Annotated in this window: 12 protein-coding genes and 2 pseudogenes; 6 read left to right on the plus strand and 8 right to left on the minus strand. The window is 38.5% G+C overall.

Annotation, left to right across the window (positions count from 1 at the left end; translation table 11 throughout):
* Positions 1–12 precede the first annotated feature (12 nt).
* On the minus strand, positions 13–480 hold the full coding sequence (gene gpt, locus DV356_RS08480) for a xanthine phosphoribosyltransferase (protein WP_005650775.1): 468 nt from the start codon (positions 478–480) through the stop codon (positions 13–15).
* Positions 481–590: 110 nt separating this feature from the next.
* Between gpt and pepD the strand changes: the two genes are divergently transcribed.
* On the plus strand, positions 591–2,045 hold the full coding sequence (gene pepD, locus DV356_RS08485) for an aminoacyl-histidine dipeptidase (protein ID WP_077643962.1): 1,455 nt from the start codon (positions 591–593) through the stop codon (positions 2,043–2,045).
* 52 nt (positions 2,046–2,097) lie between these two features.
* Here the strand turns inward: pepD and xerC are convergent, their stop codons facing one another.
* Positions 2,098–2,985 carry a tyrosine recombinase XerC gene (gene xerC, locus DV356_RS08490; RefSeq protein WP_116973036.1) on the minus strand — a complete coding sequence of 296 codons (888 nt, stop codon included), beginning with the start codon at positions 2,983–2,985 and terminating at the stop codon, positions 2,098–2,100.
* Positions 2,979–3,419 (minus strand): GNAT family N-acetyltransferase, encoded by a 441-nt coding sequence (locus tag DV356_RS08495; RefSeq protein WP_116973037.1) that lies wholly within the window; start codon positions 3,417–3,419, stop codon positions 2,979–2,981. Before DV356_RS08495 ends, xerC begins: the two co-directional genes overlap by 7 nt.
* 165 nt (positions 3,420–3,584) lie before the next feature.
* Here DV356_RS08495 and tpiA point away from each other — a divergent pair, with 165 nt between their 5' ends.
* Positions 3,585–4,376: a triose-phosphate isomerase gene (gene tpiA / locus DV356_RS08500; RefSeq protein WP_118806833.1), complete on the plus strand. Its 792-nt coding sequence runs from the start codon at positions 3,585–3,587 to the stop codon at positions 4,374–4,376.
* Between the two features lie 83 nt (positions 4,377–4,459).
* Here the strand turns inward: tpiA and glpE are convergent, their stop codons facing one another.
* Genes glpE through ilvY form a run of 3 tightly spaced genes read right to left on the minus strand, consistent with a single transcriptional unit; the run spans position 4,460 to position 6,566 of the window.
* Positions 4,460–4,777: a thiosulfate sulfurtransferase GlpE gene (glpE, locus tag DV356_RS08505; RefSeq protein ID WP_118806834.1), complete on the minus strand. Its 318-nt coding sequence runs from the start codon at positions 4,775–4,777 to the stop codon at positions 4,460–4,462.
* The gene (rarD, locus tag DV356_RS08510) at positions 4,778–5,656 is read right to left on the minus strand and encodes an EamA family transporter RarD (RefSeq protein WP_005655039.1); all 879 of its coding nucleotides are present in this window, start codon (positions 5,654–5,656) and stop codon (positions 4,778–4,780) included.
* A 31-nt stretch (positions 5,657–5,687) separates the two neighbouring features.
* Positions 5,688–6,566, minus strand: a complete 879-nt coding sequence (gene ilvY / locus DV356_RS08515; protein WP_112119249.1) for an HTH-type transcriptional activator IlvY — start codon at positions 6,564–6,566, stop codon at positions 5,688–5,690.
* A 652-nt stretch (positions 6,567–7,218) separates the two neighbouring features.
* On the opposite strand from ilvY, the gene ilvC reads away from it, so the two are divergent.
* From ilvC to DV356_RS08535, 4 genes and pseudogenes are all read left to right on the plus strand, one after another.
* Positions 7,219–8,697 (plus strand): ketol-acid reductoisomerase, encoded by a 1,479-nt coding sequence (gene ilvC, locus DV356_RS08520; RefSeq protein WP_005654301.1) that lies wholly within the window; start codon positions 7,219–7,221, stop codon positions 8,695–8,697.
* 233 nt (positions 8,698–8,930) lie between these two features.
* Positions 8,931–9,143, plus strand: a pseudogene (locus DV356_RS08525) (glycerophosphodiester phosphodiesterase family protein); the annotation flags it as partial.
* 125 nt (positions 9,144–9,268) lie between these two features.
* Entirely contained in the window at positions 9,269–10,093 is an 825-nt protein-coding gene (gene hel / locus DV356_RS08530) for a lipoprotein e(P4) (RefSeq protein ID WP_015701804.1), read from the plus strand.
* 167 nt (positions 10,094–10,260) lie between these two features.
* Positions 10,261–10,944 (plus strand): rRNA large subunit pseudouridine synthase E, encoded by a 684-nt coding sequence (locus tag DV356_RS08535; RefSeq protein WP_162790535.1) that lies wholly within the window; start codon positions 10,261–10,263, stop codon positions 10,942–10,944.
* A 44-nt stretch (positions 10,945–10,988) separates the two neighbouring features.
* Here DV356_RS08535 and ppx read toward each other — a convergent pair.
* Both ppx and tamB read right to left on the minus strand, forming a co-directional pair.
* A pseudogene (gene ppx, locus DV356_RS08540) lies at positions 10,989–12,041 on the minus strand (exopolyphosphatase); the annotation flags it as partial.
* A 7-nt stretch (positions 12,042–12,048) separates the two neighbouring features.
* Positions 12,049–15,945 (minus strand): autotransporter assembly complex protein TamB, encoded by a 3,897-nt coding sequence (gene tamB, locus DV356_RS08545; protein WP_118806835.1) that lies wholly within the window; start codon positions 15,943–15,945, stop codon positions 12,049–12,051.
* Positions 15,946–15,949: the final 4 nt, after the last annotated feature.

Here is a 15,949-nt window from a genome sequence, read left to right on the forward strand (position 1 = left end):
TTTGTGTAAAAATTATTTTCTAGAGAGAGGTGGAACAAAGGTTAAACCTAAATCCCAAGGTTGCTCAATCCAAGTATTTTGTGGAATATCAATTACGTAATCATCCACTAATTCCGCACCTGCAGGTTTTGCAAATACAGTAACAAATTTTGCATTAGGGTACATTTGACGAATGGCACGCGCAGTATTACCCGTATCAACTAAATCATCTACCACGATAAATCCTTCGCCGCCATTTGGCACTTGGGCAGCATGAAGAACTTGTAATTCACCTTGATTGTTATGATCGTGATAACTTGCGATACAAACGGTTTCAATATGACGAAGACCCAATTCTCTAGCCAATACAGCCGCTGGAAACAAACCACCGCGACTCACCGCAATAATACCTTTCCATTGGGAAGCAGGAAGTAAACGTTCTGATAATCTACGGGCATGCATTTGAAACATATCCCAAGTTACCACATATTTTTCGCTCATAATTGCACCTTAGTTTAAATTTATCGAGAAATAAAAAATTGCGTAAGGATAACCCGAAATGGCGTTTTATGCTATTATTTCGTAAATATTTTCAGTAAAAAGGAGCAATTATGTCTGAAATTACAACACTTCAACCTTCACTGTTATGGAAATGGTTCGATCAAATTTGTGCAATCCCTCATCCTTCTCATTATGAAGATACGTTAGCTAACTTTATTGTAAATTGGGCAAAAGAAAAGCATTTTTTTGTTGAACGCGATGAAGTAGGTAATGTCCTCATTCGTAAACCTGCAACAAAAGGAATGGAAAATCACACACCTGTTGTGCTACAAGCGCACTTAGATATGGTGCCACAGGCTAATGAAGGCAACCCACATGATTTTACCAAAGATCCAATTCAACCTTATATCGATGGAGAATGGGTAAAAGCACGAGGTACCACATTAGGAGCTGACAATGGTATCGGTTTAGCCTCTACTTTAGCGGTGTTAGAAAGCAATGATTTAGCCCATCCACCTCTTGAAGTGCTTTTAACAATGACAGAAGAAACAGGCATGGATGGTGCAAAAGGCTTACGTCATAACTGGTTACAATCTGAAATTTTAATCAATACAGATACCGAAGAAATTGGCGAAATTTACATTGGTTGTGCGGGCGGGATTAACGCAAACTTTGAAATTCCCGTTCAATATGAAACCAATACGTTTGAGCACAGCGTACAAATCACCCTTAAAGGTTTACGTGGCGGTCACTCTGGCGGCGATATCCATACAGGGCGCGCAAATGCAATCAAAGTGTTAGCGCGAGTATTAGCAAAACTCTCTCAAAATCAACCGCACTTTGCTCTCTCTGAAATTCGTGGTGGCTCAATTCGTAATGCAATTCCTCGAGAAGCAGCAGCTGTGTTAGCCTTTAATGGCGATGTAAAAACCATAGAAAGTGCGGTAGAAAATCTGGCGGTTGTGCTTAAAGAAGAATTAGCAATTGCAGAACCTAATTTCACACTTTTTGTAGAATCCGCAGAAAAAGCCCCTACCGTATTCACAGCACAAAGCACTCAAACGGTTATTAACGCCCTCAACGTATTGCCAAACGGCGTTATCCGCAATAGTGATGTAGTTAAAAATGTCGTAGAAAGTTCATTAAGCGTTGGCGTATTGAAAACAGAAGGTAATGTTGTAAAAAGCACCATTTTAGTTCGTTCATTAATTGAAAGCGGTAAATATTACGTAACTGAAATGCTTAGCTCACTTGCAATCTTAGCAAATGCAAAAGTCGAGTTTTCTGCACCTTATCCGGGCTGGCAACCGGTAAATGACTCAACTATCTTAGACGTTACTCGTAAACATTATGCTGAAGTGCTAGGCGAGCAACCTGTAGTGAAAGTCATTCATGCAGGATTAGAATGTGGTCTTTTAAAAGAACATTATCCAAACATTGAAATGATTTCTGTTGGGCCAACAATCCGAAATGCTCACTCACCAGATGAAAAAGTGGAAATCGCAACAGTACAAACCTATTGGGATTTATTGACAAGAGTACTTGCCGATATTCCTGCGAAGTAATCTAATATTAATTAAAAGTGCGGTTAAAATTTTTTTTGTTTTAACCGCTCTTTTATTTTTTTCGTTTCGCTCTTGGGTGCGCCTGATCGTACACTTCTGCTAGATGTTGGAAATTTAAGTGAGTATAAATTTGCGTGGTGGAAAGGTTGCTATGCCCAAGCAATTCTTGCACGGCGCGTAAATCAGAACTTGCTTCCAACATATGCGTCGCAAAAGAATGACGTAATTTGTGCGGATTAAGATGGCTATTTAAGCCTTGACGAATACCCCAAGTTTCCAAACGTTTTTGAATGGCTCGATGAGAAATACGATTTCCAAGCTGGCTAACAAATAATGCCTCATCTTTTGGGTTAAATAATGCCCGCACTTTTAACCATTCTTGAATAGCATGCGAAGCATAACGTCCAAACGGCACAACTCGTTCTTTGTTACCTTTCCCGATAACACGCACTTCCCGCACACGGGTATTAATGCTGTTTAAATCTAAACCTTGTAATTCAGATAAACGCAAACCTGAACTATACATTAATTCCAAAATAGCACGATCACGAATATCAATAGGTTCTTTGCTATCGTTTGCAAGCAATTGTTGAATTTGCTCGCCATCCATATTTTTCGGTAAATGCCTGCCTTGTTTCGGTGCAGAAATGCCTGTGGCAGGATTTACTTTTAATTCGCCTTGTTGCACTAAAAAACTGAGAAATCGACGTAATGCGGATAAACGCAAAGCCAAGCTTTTTTCTTTTAAGCCTTGTTTTTTGCTTTCCGCTAAAATAAAGCGCACCACACTCGGTGTTACCTGCGCCCAAGCATAAATATCTTGTTGCGCTAAGATTTTGATGGTGGCATCAAGCTGATGTTGATAATTAGTGATTGTGTGAGGACTCATTTGGCGTTCAATCCGCAAATAATCCCAATAACGATTTAACGCTGTTAGCATGACAAACTCAATTCAAATAAACGTTCTTTCGGGTTTAATTTAAACCCTTCCGATTCCAACAGTGAATATTGATTTTGCGCTAATTCTGCCACTAAACGATTGGATTGCGTAAAATGCACAAAGTCTTTTGCTTTAGAAATCAACGCCGCATAAATTTCTGTTTGTTGAGCATGTTCCAACACAAAAATATCGGTGATTTGCCAATAACGTTGCAATTGTAAAGAAGAAAGGCGAGGGAAAAGCTGCACAAAGCCAATAGCCTTTTCATTTTCATCCACCGCAATAAAAAACAGGCTTTCATTAAAACGCATACGATTGGTTAAAAAAGCCAAGGTACGTTCTGGATTTTCTGCTTGCCCATAGGCTTGGCGATAGGCTTCAAAAAGAGGAAGAAGCACTTCAATATTCCATTGTTCAGCTTTGAAAAGTTTCATAATTGGTTATTTTTTATTGGTTCCATACAGGTAATTGTAGCTTTTTAGCTCAAGATAATCATCTTTCTGTGAGAATTTTTTTAATTTTATGATCTTCTGCAAAGAATAGGAGCGAAATTTTGGTATAGTAAGCAAGTTAATTTTATCAACTATGGAGAAACAAAAATGGCACGTCGTCCTTTAGTTATGGGTAACTGGAAATTAAACGGTAGCAAAGCATTCACGAAAGAATTAATCGAGGGATTAAAAGCGGAATTACATGATGTAACAGGTTGTGATGTAGCAATTGCCCCCCCCGTTATGTATTTAGGTACGGCTGAAGCAGCACTTTCTGGTTGTGGTTGCAGCTGTGGCGGTAAAAGTGTGATTCAATTAGGTGCACAAAACGTAGATATCAATGTGAAAGGTGCATTTACTGGTGATATTTCTAGCGAAATGTTAAAAGATTTTGGTGCAAAATACATCATTATTGGCCACTCTGAACGCCGCACTTATCATAAAGAAAGCGACGAATTTGTGGCGAAAAAATTTGGTGCATTAAAAGAAGCTGGTTTAGTGCCAGTATTATGTATTGGTGAATCTGAAGCAGAAAATGAAGCAGGCAAAACTGAAGAAGTATGTGCGCGTCAAATTGATGCAGTCATCAATGCATTAGGCGTAGAAGCATTCAACGGTGCAGTGATCGCATACGAACCAATCTGGGCAATTGGCACGGGTAAATCTGCAACTCCAGCACAAGCGCAAGCAGTTCACGCATTTATCCGCGGCCACATCGCGGCGAAATCACAAGCCGTGGCAGAGCAAGTAATTATTCAATACGGCGGTTCTGTAAATGATGCAAATGCCGCTGAATTATTTATTCAGCCAGACATCGATGGCGCATTAGTGGGTGGCGCATCATTAAAAGCCCCTGCATTTGCAGTAATTGTTAAAGCAGCAGCTGCAGCGAAAAACTAATTTTCAGTTAATTAGAATAACAACAAAAGTGCGGTAAATTTTTACCGCACTTTTTTATATCTTATATATTTTTGATGAATGGGTTAGTAAGCGGTATCAATCGGCAATTCTGCTCTGCACCATCCATCAAATCCGCCAATCATACTAAATACATTTTTATAGCCTTGTTCCACGAGAAAAGTCGCTACATTTCGACTGCTCACGCCGTGATAACAACTCACAATAATAGGCGAATCAAAATCTGTTAGTTCTTCAAATTGCAAAAAACTTTGGTTTGTTAAATGAAAAGCACCTTTAGGATGCGAGTAGGTAAATCGAGCATCATCGCGAATATCGGCTAACACAGCCCCTTGTTGAACCATTTCCCAAGCTTGTTGTGGCGTAATTTCTTTAAATGACATTTATAAACTTCCTTTTGCGTGTTGTTTGTAAACGCCATCAACCATAACAAGAATCATCGCGATAACTAAACAAATAAAAAGTGGGTAGCTTTCGCTATCAATTTGTTCTCCGATCAAAAATGATACGCATAGCATCATAATAGTTTCAACATAACCAAGCAGACCGAGTAAATTCATAGGAAGCATATTACTGGCTATTACATAGGCAATTAACGCAGTACCGCTGATTAATCCTAGTAAGACAAGCAGCCCCCAAATAAATGGATTGGTTTGCTGTACTGTCGCGAAATCTGTTTGTAAAGCAAAATAAATACTGACAGGCATAAGGCTTAACATTTCTAAACAAAAGGAGGCAAGATCGGTATTTTTTAATGCTTTTCGGATAGAAAAATATGCGGTGTAACCTAAACAGATAACAATGGCTTCCCAAGAAAGACCGCCTTTTAGCACAATATTAGAAATTACGCCTAATGTTGCAATGATAACGGCAATAAATTTGAATGTTGAAATGCGTTCTTTAAAAAACACGCGACCTGCCGCCACCATTACAATTGGTAAAAGTAAATAACCAAAAGATACACTTAATGAACTGCCATTATTCGGTGCCCAAAGAAAAAGCCACATTTGAAAACCCATTAATAATCCGCAAAGTAAATATGACAATGCTAAGTGCGGTCGTTTTTGAATGCGTTTTAAACGTTCAATTAAAGCTGCTTTTTGTTTAAATAATGTGACGGACAACAGGACAAAAGGAAAAGTAAATATCATCCGATAACCGAAAATATCTGTGCCACTCAAAGGTTTTAGTAACGTAGAAAAATAATACATATAGCCAAATAAAAACGAGGCTAATAATGAAACGAGAATACCTTTAAACATAAGAAATCCTTATTTTAAACCATTATTTATTCTATTCTAACATCGCCCAAAATGCACGGACTAGGGGCTGTTCGAGATTTCTTTTTTGGGTGCAAATACCTAATTCAAAAGGCTCAATAGGTTTATCAAGATTAAGTCTGGAAATTTGGTTATTCATTGGGCTGCTGTCAATTACTGCATCAGGCAACATTGCTAATCCAAATCCTAATCCCACCATTGGCACAATTCCTTCGTGTCCCGCAACAGTAGCATAAATTTTCGGGTGTTTAATTTGTTTCTCCCTTAACCATTGTTCAATTCGCTGCCGAGCATGCCCTTCAACAGGGAAAATAAAAGGCATTTGCTGCCAATCAATAGGTTTTTCTTGCAATAATTGTGTCGCCAAACAAGCCACTCGCGGGGCAATTAGGGACAAACTAATATCATCTATTTTATGAAACACTACACTAGAGGGCAGATTATTTGGTTTCCCCGCAAGCGCGAGATCGACTTGTTGCGCTTGAATTAATTCTAGTGCTAACGCTGGATCACCCGTAGTCAGTTGAATTTCCACTTTAGGATAACGCTGGCGAAATTCTTTAAGTACGTGAGGAAGATGGCTATAAGATGCGGTTACAGAACAAAAAAGTTTAATTTCACCGCAAAGTTCATCGGATTCATCTTTCAGTTGTTGTTTAAATTGTTGCCAGTTTTGCCATTCTGTTTTAGCAAATTGTAAAAATTTCTCGCCATATTCAGTAAGTTTGACTTGGCGATTATCACGAATAAAAAGTATCTTTCCTAACTCGTCTTCCAACCGTTGAATTTGACGGGAAAGGGTAGAGGGAGACATGTGGTTTTGGGTGGCGGTTTTGGTGAAGTTTTTTGTATCACTGAGGTGGATGAATATTTGTAGGTCGGTAAATTCCATAATTTCTTCTTTTATTTAATATCGGGTTTCGCCGATGGCGACCTACTTTTTCTTTGCTCGTGCAAAGCAAAAGTAGGCAAAAAGAAAACACGCCCTACTTTGCCTTATTTCCTGAAAAATTGGAAATTTGCTTAACGGAAATTTGCTGAACTCGCTACGCTCAAACAGACGAAAATTTCCTACAAATTTCCAATTTTTCAGGCGGCAAAGAAGGGAACCCATTTTGTTCTTTCTTAAATTTAAAAACGAATGCAAAACTAACCGCACTTTTTAAATAACACTAAGGTAAATTATGCCCCATATAAATCGCCTTTGCGATTTTCAATTTTCAGGCAATTTGCGTCTGTTTGAGCGTAGCGAGTTCAGCAAATTGCCGTTAAGAAAATTGAAACAAAGCAAAGAACAGCGATTTAATTGGGGCGTGTTTTCTTTGCCTACTTTCTTTTACACGAGTAAAAGAAAGTAGGTCGCTCATCGAGCGAAATACGATGCTAATTCACAAAAAAACAAAATAATTGCACAAATCGCAACATTACATTCCTATAATATCACTTTACGCAACAACAAAAAATCCTATAATCAACCCACAACAAAAAAATATGCAAACACAACATCATACAATTATCAACCTTATACAATTAAGGACAACAAAATGGCTAACTATTTCAACACATTAAATTTACGTCAAAAATTAGACCAATTAGGTCGTTGTCGTTTTATGGATCGCGAAGAATTTGCAGATGAAGCAAACTTCTTAAAAGGTAAAAAAATCGTTATCGTAGGCTGTGGTGCGCAAGGTTTAAACCAAGGTTTGAATATGCGTGATTCTGGCTTAGATATTAGCTATGCCTTACGCCCTGAAGCGATTGCAGAAAAACGTGCGTCATTCCAACGTGCAACTGAAAATGGTTTTAAAGTGGGTACTTATGAAGAATTAATCCCAACTGCAGATTTAGTCGTAAACTTAACACCAGACAAACAACACTCTAAAGTAGTTGCCGATGTCATGCCTTTAATGAAAAAAGACTCTGCATTTGGTTATTCACACGGATTCAATATTGTTGAAGTTGGCGAAGAAATCCGTAAAGATATTACGGTTGTGATGGTTGCGCCAAAATGTCCAGGTACTGAAGTACGTGAAGAATACAAACGTGGTTTCGGTGTGCCAACATTAATCGCAGTTCATCCTGAAAATGACCCGAAAGGCGAAGGCATGGCGATCGCAAAAGCATGGGCTGCTGCAACTGGCGGTCATAAAGCGGGTGTTTTAGAATCTTCATTCGTGGCAGAAGTAAAATCTGACTTAATGGGTGAGCAAACTATCCTTTGCGGTATGTTACAAGCAGGTTCTATCGTATGTTATGACAAATTAGTGGCAGATGGTAAAGATCCAGCATACGCAGGTAAATTAATCCAATACGGTTGGGAAACCATTACCGAGGCATTAAAACAAGGCGGCATCACATTAATGATGGATCGCCTATCAAACAGTGCAAAATTACGTGCATTTGAACTAGCTGAACAAATCAAAGAAAGCCTTGGTTTCTTATATTACAAACATATGGATGACATCATTAGCGGTCACTTCTCTGCAACAATGATGGCAGACTGGGCAAATGGCGACAAAGATTTATTCGCATGGCGTGAAGCAACAGGTAAAACAGCCTTTGAAAATGCGCCAAAATATGATGGCAAAATTAGCGAACAAGAATATTTTGATAACGGCGTATTAATGATCGCAATGGTTAAAGCTGGTGTAGAATTAGCCTTTGATGCGATGGTTGCAAGCGGTATTTATGAAGAATCAGCTTACTACGAATCACTTCACGAATTGCCATTAATTGCGAACACTATCGCACGTAAACGCTTATACGAAATGAACGTGGTAATTTCTGATACCGCAGAATATGGTAACTACTTATTCTCTAACGTAGCGACCCCAATTCTTGCAAAAGAAATTATCCCTAACCTTCAAAAAGGCGATTTGGGCGAGCCAACTCCAGCAGTGGAAGTCGATAACATTACCTTACGCGATGTAAACGATGCAATTCGCAACCACCCTGTTGAATTAATCGGTCAAGAATTACGTGGTTATATGACAGATATGAAACGTATCGCAGTCGCAGGTTAATGTTAAATTGAACTGAATTAAAAACCGACTTTGTCAATATAAAGTCGGTTTTTTCATAGATAAAATTAATCATAAAAATGCACGTTAATTACAACATGCATTTTTCTTATTTAAGCATCCATCGACATACACAATAACGTCAATGGATGGATGCAAGTCACGTTAGATGACATATCAATTTGCCATTTACAGGTTTGACATTCAGATATAACGTAATCAAATCCACCCTCGTCAAACCTGATAATATTGTGTACACTCCGTTGGTAAAAGAACTTGCACAATATAATGTGGAAGTGCATCCTTACACCGTGCGTAAAGATGCACTGCCTGCGTTTTTCACAGACGTAAATCAAATGTATTATGCCTTATTGAATAAATCAGGGGCAACAGGTGTATTTACTGATTTCCCAGATACTTGCGTGGAATTCTTAAAAGGAATAAAATAATTTCTATTATAACCGTAGGTAAGTTTATTTACGGTTATTAATGCCATCTATGATGAAAAACACTTTTCAATTGAAAAGTGTTTTTCAGAAAGACTTACTATATCCTTAATGAATAGGAACATAATATGAAAACAACGTTAAAAATGACCGCACTTGCGGCTCTTTCTGCTTTTGTTTTAGCTGGCTGTGGTTCACACCAAATGAAATCAGAAGAACATGCAAATATGCAATTACAACAACAAGCGGTGCTTGGATTAAACTGGATGCAAGATTCTGGCGAATATAAAGCATTAGCTTATCAAGCGTACAATGCGGCAAAAGTTGCATTTGATCACGCAAAAGTGGCAAAAGGTAAGAAAAAAGCGGTTGTGGCTGATTTAGATGAAACTATGTTAGACAACAGCCCTTATGCTGGCTGGCAAGTTCAAAATAACAAACCATTCGATGGTAAAGATTGGACTCGTTGGGTAGACGCACGTCAATCTCGTGCCGTTCCGGGTGCGGTAGAATTTAATAATTATGTAAACAGCCACAAAGGTAAAGTGTTCTACGTAACAAACCGCAAAGACAGCACTGAAAAAGCAGGCACTATCGATGATATGAAACGCTTAGGTTTCAATGGCGTGGAAGAATCTGCATTTTATTTAAAAAAAGACAAATCAGCTAAAGCGGCTCGTTTTGCAGAAATTGAAAAACAAGGCTATGAAATCGTACTTTATGTAGGCGATAACTTAGATGACTTCGGTAATACCGTATATGGCAAATTAAACGCTGACCGCCGTGCATTCGTTGATCAAAACCAAGGCAAATTTGGTAAAACTTTCATCATGTTACCTAACGCAAACTACGGTGGCTGGGAAGGCGGTTTAGCTGAAGGGTATTTCAAAAAAGATACACAAGGCCAAATCAAAGCTCGTTTAGATGCAGTACAAGCTTGGGATGGTAAATAATTTTCCATTAAAAAAACCAATTTAAATATAATTTAGTTTGGGGCTAAGCTCAGTTTTTACTGGCTTAGCCTTTTTAATTTTTCAAGTTCACTCAAGTAATCATCATTACTACAGCCTGAAGTTTTGCTATGATGTTGCAAGTCTTTCAAAATAGAAATCATAAGTTAATGAAGAAAAATTTTTCAGTGGGGAAATTGCCGTCTAAAGGAAAAAGTGCGGTTAATTTTCACCGCACTTTTAAGCCAAAATTAAAACCCAAAACGCTGTCGTTGGATGAAACCAAAGTTGTATTATTCAATAAACCTTTTGATGTGCTCACGCAATTTACCGACGAACAAGGGCGTGCTACCTTAAAAGATTTTATTTCAATTCCAAATGTTTATGCGGCAGGTCGATTAGATAGAGACAGTGAAGGATTACTGATTTTAACCAATCATGGCGAATTACAACATCGTTTGGCAGATCCCAAATTTAAAACAGAAAAAACCTATTGGGTGCAAGTGGAAGGTATCCCTGAAGAAACCGATTTAGCACAACTCAGAAAAGGTGTAGAACTTAAAGATGGCGTGACTAAACCCGCTAAAGTGCGGTTAATTTCAGAGCCAAATTTATGGGAACGCAATCCACCTATCCGAGAACGGAAAAATATTCCCACAAGCTGGTTAGAAATTAAGATTAGTGAAGGGCGCAACCGCCAAGTGCGGAGAATGACTGCGCATATTGGTTTCCCCACTTTACGATTAGTGAGAGTGAGTATGGGCTTATTATCTATTAATGGATTAGAAAATGGCTCATTTAGATTATTATCATTGGATGAAATAAAAGCGTTATTTCAGACCGTCAAATTATAAAAATAGGGCAAGTATTTAGCTTGCCCTAAATTTTTCTCCCATAAATATTGCGCACTGAGTAAATTAGCACTATCCGCAACGCGATGAGCTTGAGCTTGGTCAATATTGAATTGCTCACTTAACCCTCAAGCGGTGCGCGCTCGAATATCTGCAACTTGGAAGTTTTTTTCTAGGCTATAAATGACGCCTTCGCGCAATGCACCGTCAGAATAGTGCATTTGTTGAATATGAAAAACGTCAAACACTGCACTTAAAATCGCTAAACCGGGTACAAAAACATCCACACGGTCTTGGTTTAAACCGTTAATATTTAGCTCGGTAAAATGCTTGGCTTGTAGTGTTTGTTCAATTAGAGCATTTAATCGCTCGGCTGTAATGGTTCCATTTGGATCGAGATTAGTCGTAATGACTTGCGCAACAGTTTTAATCGTCCCCGATGAGCCGAGCACAGATTGCCAACCTAATTTGCGATATTCAAGGCCTAAATCTTCGATTTTATTGACCGCACTTTGGCGCGCACGTTGAAAGTTTTCTGGGGAAATGATGCCATCGGTAAAAAATTGAGTCGCAAAACTCACGCATCCCATATGTCGGCTTTCAGCTATAAGCGGCGTGAAATCATCGCCGATGATCATTTCTGTCGAGCCACCACCAATATCTATAACAAGCTTTCTGCCTTTTTCTGGCTGAGTATGGCATACGCCAGCGTAGATGGTTTTAGCTTCCGTTTGCCCACTAATAATATTAATGGGATAGGGGAAAACTTTGGCTGCTTGACGTAAAAATTCGTCATTATTCACAGCTCTTCGTAACGTATAAGTGCCAACTACATTGACGTTTTCCATAGGAAAACCTTGTAAACGTTCAGCAAATAAGGCTAAGCAATTCACGCCACGTGTGATGGCCTCTTGATTAAGCACCGCATTTTCATCTAAGCCTTCTGCGAGTTTAACTTTTTGTTTTAAGCGAGAAAGCACTTGGATTGAGCCGTTTACAATACGCGCAACAATCATATGAAAGCTGTTTGAGCCAAGATCAATCGCAGCAATTTCACGTACATTGCCACGATGCTTGGGTTCTAAAATAGCGTCATTCATAACATTCCTAAAATTCAAATTTATAAAGTAAATCAAACACTTGGTTTGTGCTAGAAACGGATTGAAAATAAAGCTGTGGCATTAGGCGATAACGTAATGTAACTTCTGCTAACCCATCAAATAAACCTACGCCATATTTTATTTGTAAGCGATTGGTAATATTGCCACTTACTGTAACCTTAGATTTATCGCCCACGCCAGATGTACCAAGGTTTAAGTCTTGAATACCAAAAACTTCGCCAATACTGCCCACTAATTTACCGCTCTTTGAAATGCCTAAACCAATCAATGCTGCACCAACTGATCCCGTTGAACCCACTTCTCCGCTGCTTTCTAACGAACGACCTGTTAATAAATAAGAAAGTGCTTGATCTTGTGGTTTGCTTGGTTCACTGAAAATAGTGACTTCTGGGCTATCAGCTATGCCAATCACTCTCACGCCAGCAGTAATTTTGCTGTCTTCCATTGTTTCAGGATTACGAATAGCCTCAATATTCAATGTAGGTTGTGTCGCTTGCCCAGAAAAGCTAATAAGCCCTTTACGAATGAGTAAATCTTGCCCGAAAGAAGCATAGCGACCTTTGGTTAAATTGATTTGACCGAATAAACCTAAATTGCCTTTGTCTTGTTTTACAGAAAGTAAACCATCAAGATTGGTTTTTAAGCCATAGGCATCAAGGCTAACGTCTTTACCAATATTGATGCGTAAATCAGAGCGAATTTCCATTCCTGATTTTGTTTTTGCGGCAAATTCACGTTTAATCAGTTCTTCTTTGCTCTTGTGCGGGCCATTTAAAATAACTTCATCTTCACTCACTGGCTCAGCAGTATCTGGCAGACTGTCAATTTTAATACGCGCCCAAGGAATATCCACTGTTCCGCTTAAATTCAATTCTTTAGGGTTCGCTTTTATCGTGATATTTGGACTGAAACGTAGCTTCGCCATAGAAGGAATATCCACGTTGAAATTATTTGCTTGCGCATTTAATTCTGTTGTCCAATGTTCAATATTAGCCCAGTTTGCACGTCCAGTTAAGTTTAAGTGACTATCTACTGTTTTGATTTTCCCTTGCAATGTTGAACGGTTATCATTAAAGCGTAGAGCAATATCGCCATCAGTAATATTCACTGGCATAGATTTTAATTTGGTACGAATATTACGGATATTGAAGTCACCATTTAATAATGGTTTCTCTAAATTTCCACCGAAACTCAACTTCGATACTACCTCACCATTCACTGATTCACCGCTAGTAAGTAGCTGATTTGCGATCGACAAGTTTAATCGTTCTATCGCAAGGCTACCGCCAAGTTGGCGATTTTTCGCAAGATCGTTTAAATGAATATCGCCTACAATTCTGCCTTGGTTATGCACATTGATGTCTGTTTTTAAAACCAAATTATTATTTTGAATATCGGCGTTAAGTGTTAATTTTGGAATATCTAATTTAAACGTGCGGTAATCCAATTTTTGAGAGAAAGCTAAATGATTGCCATCTACGTTGGCGGTAAATTGGAATGGTTTATCCGTAAACCAAGCCACATTTCCTTGCACTTGTAAATTGCCTTTGAGGCTGTTTTGTTCGATAAGTTTATTCACTAAATCCAAATTAACACGTTTAAATTGGAAAGGAATATTGCCTTGCTTGCCTGCATTGAATGCTTGTGGGAAACATAATTCTACATCGGTGTTTTGCCAGCAATGTGAGGCAATATTGGCTTGTGTTTGTTTGTTATCGTAAGACACCGCAATCGCTTGGTTGGATTTTACATCGCCAATCGGAGTTTCAAATTTTACCTGTGAAATTGTGCCTTTCCACTGTTCCAAAGTGCGGTCAAAATGGCCGTTAATTTGTAAATTTGCAGCAACAGGCTCGCCTTGAGATTTTAGGATTAGTTTGTGATTTTGTTCATCGCCTGATAAATCAAGATCAAGTAAATGGAGTTTAATATTTTCGCCATAATGAAGTTGTTCTGCTTTAATATTCAATTTTCCACTCGAGAGTGAGGTATTGTTTATATGACCTTTTATACTTGCTTTGGCTAACTGAAAACCCTGTAAATGTAAATTAGATGAAGTTAAATCAAGATCAAGATTAGGTGTCGTAATTTGACCAGAAATCGCTACTCGACCTTTTACTCGCCCTTTTAAATCTGACCATAATCCACGTAAATTTGGCGCATTTATATCTAGCGCAAAATCAGAATGATCATCTAATACGCCACTGGCTTTAAGATAATTTTCGCCATATTTAATCTGTAAATCAGGCACTGTTAGAAGTACATTTTGATTAAGTGTTGCGGAGCCTTTTAAACTGATGGGGTTTGAAGACAATGTTCCGTTTAAATCGGCTACTGGCACTTCCACTTGCCATCCTTGAGAGCCTGCAAAACCACGTGAATGCAATTTACCAGATAGTGTTGCAGGCATTACAGGAACAAAAAAACCAATATTCATTTTTTCTAAATCGGCTTGAATATCCCAGTTTGCACCATTTTTCCAATTCGCATTACCCACAAATTCACTTTTACCGTCTAATGAATCTATCCCCAATTTATTGACGGTGACTTCATAAAGTTTACCGTCGGCATTAAGTTCCACTTGAGATGCGGGAATATAATTCATTCCTGCTACATCGCCCTTAAATTCGGCGTGATAATTTAGTAAATCCCCTGTGAGTTTAAGCGTCACATCATTAATTTTGAGTGGCGTCATTGTGTTTACAAAAGTGTATTGTCCTTTTGCCACGTTTAATGTGAGGTTTAAGGGCATTTTGTCTTGTGCTAATTGCACGTCGCCATTCAGTTCAGCATCTAATACGCCTTTTGTTTTTAAAGAAAGTGCGGTGGATTTTTTCAATGATCCCGAAAGTGCAAGATCCACATCACTCGCAGGTAGAATTTCTTTTCCAGCGGATTTCAACGGTTCCAAATGGGATTTTAAAGTTAAATCTAGCGGCATATCGCCATCGAGTTGTAATTTACCTTGTGAAGAAAGATTACCCAACGAGCTTTCTACCGCTAATTTTTGTAATTGCAGTTGGTTATCGACGGTATCCGCCTGTGCAATTAAACTAGACATTTCAACAGATTGAAGCGTTTCGCCTTTTTCATTCACTGCTTGATACTGCCAGTTTTTGCCTGAAATTTCAGGAATATGTAAATCAAAAGGAAGAATGATTTCTGATACATTGCCTAAAAAAGCAGGCGTTAAAGATTGCTCAATCGCAGCCCAATCTACAGGCTTATTCGGCTGTTCGGCTTTCGGCTCTGATTTAACTTCAGACAATTTTTTTGCAATCACTGAAATATCGTTAATTTCAGTCGGCGCAATAGTTAAGCCTTTTTCATTATTTAAACTTACCGCACTTTTAAAATTTCCAAGCGTAATACTAGTCTGATCAATGTTTACAGATAAATCTTGCACCACCAAATTTTCTGCATTGATACTAATTGGCAAGGAAATACGCTTCATTGAGCCAGACTTTGAATTATCAGGTGCCGATGGAGGCAATAATGCAGTATTAATCGCAATCGTCGGTTTATTTAAGGTGAAATCACGTAAACAAACTTCACGTGAAAGCAAACAAGCGAAATCAATCTGTAAACGTGCTTGTGCAATATGTGTCTCAATCCCAGCGGTTTGATAACGAACATTCTTTAACACCAAGCCATTTTGTAATCCGCCTTCAATTTGCTCAACGGAAAAACTATCAAGCATTTTATCGGCAAGTTGAATTAAACTTTTTTGCCCCGCATCGAAAGAAAGTGCCCCAGCAACACCTAAAACAGGTATAAAAATGACCGCACTTCCGATACAAACAGCCTTGCGTACCCAATGTTTTTTATTAGGTTTCTCAGGTGATTTTGGTGAAGTTTCTGATGGTTGTAGTTGTTCTGTCATAAAT

This window comes from Haemophilus influenzae (assembly GCF_003494325.1).
Classification (GTDB): Bacteria; Pseudomonadota; Gammaproteobacteria; order Enterobacterales; family Pasteurellaceae; genus Haemophilus; species Haemophilus influenzae_I.

Coding starts and splice junctions, on each gene's coding strand:
- gpt (WP_005650775.1), bottom strand. CDS start 480: ATGAGCGAAAAATATGTGGTAACTTGGGATATGTTTCAAATGCATGCC.
- pepD (WP_077643962.1), top strand. CDS start 591: ATGTCTGAAATTACAACACTTCAACCTTCACTGTTATGGAAATGGTTC.
- xerC (WP_116973036.1), bottom strand. CDS start 2,985: ATGCTAACAGCGTTAAATCGTTATTGGGATTATTTGCGGATTGAACGC.
- DV356_RS08495 (WP_116973037.1), bottom strand. CDS start 3,419: ATGAAACTTTTCAAAGCTGAACAATGGAATATTGAAGTGCTTCTTCCT.
- tpiA (WP_118806833.1), top strand. CDS start 3,585: ATGGCACGTCGTCCTTTAGTTATGGGTAACTGGAAATTAAACGGTAGC.
- glpE (WP_118806834.1), bottom strand. CDS start 4,777: ATGTCATTTAAAGAAATTACGCCACAACAAGCTTGGGAAATGGTTCAA.
- rarD (WP_005655039.1), bottom strand. CDS start 5,656: ATGTTTAAAGGTATTCTCGTTTCATTATTAGCCTCGTTTTTATTTGGC.
- ilvY (WP_112119249.1), bottom strand. CDS start 6,566: ATGGAATTTACCGACCTACAAATATTCATCCACCTCAGTGATACAAAA.
- ilvC (WP_005654301.1), top strand. CDS start 7,219: ATGGCTAACTATTTCAACACATTAAATTTACGTCAAAAATTAGACCAA.
- hel (WP_015701804.1), top strand. CDS start 9,269: ATGAAAACAACGTTAAAAATGACCGCACTTGCGGCTCTTTCTGCTTTT.
- DV356_RS08535 (WP_162790535.1), top strand. CDS start 10,261: ATGAAGAAAAATTTTTCAGTGGGGAAATTGCCGTCTAAAGGAAAAAGT.
- tamB (WP_118806835.1), bottom strand. CDS start 15,945: ATGACAGAACAACTACAACCATCAGAAACTTCACCAAAATCACCTGAG.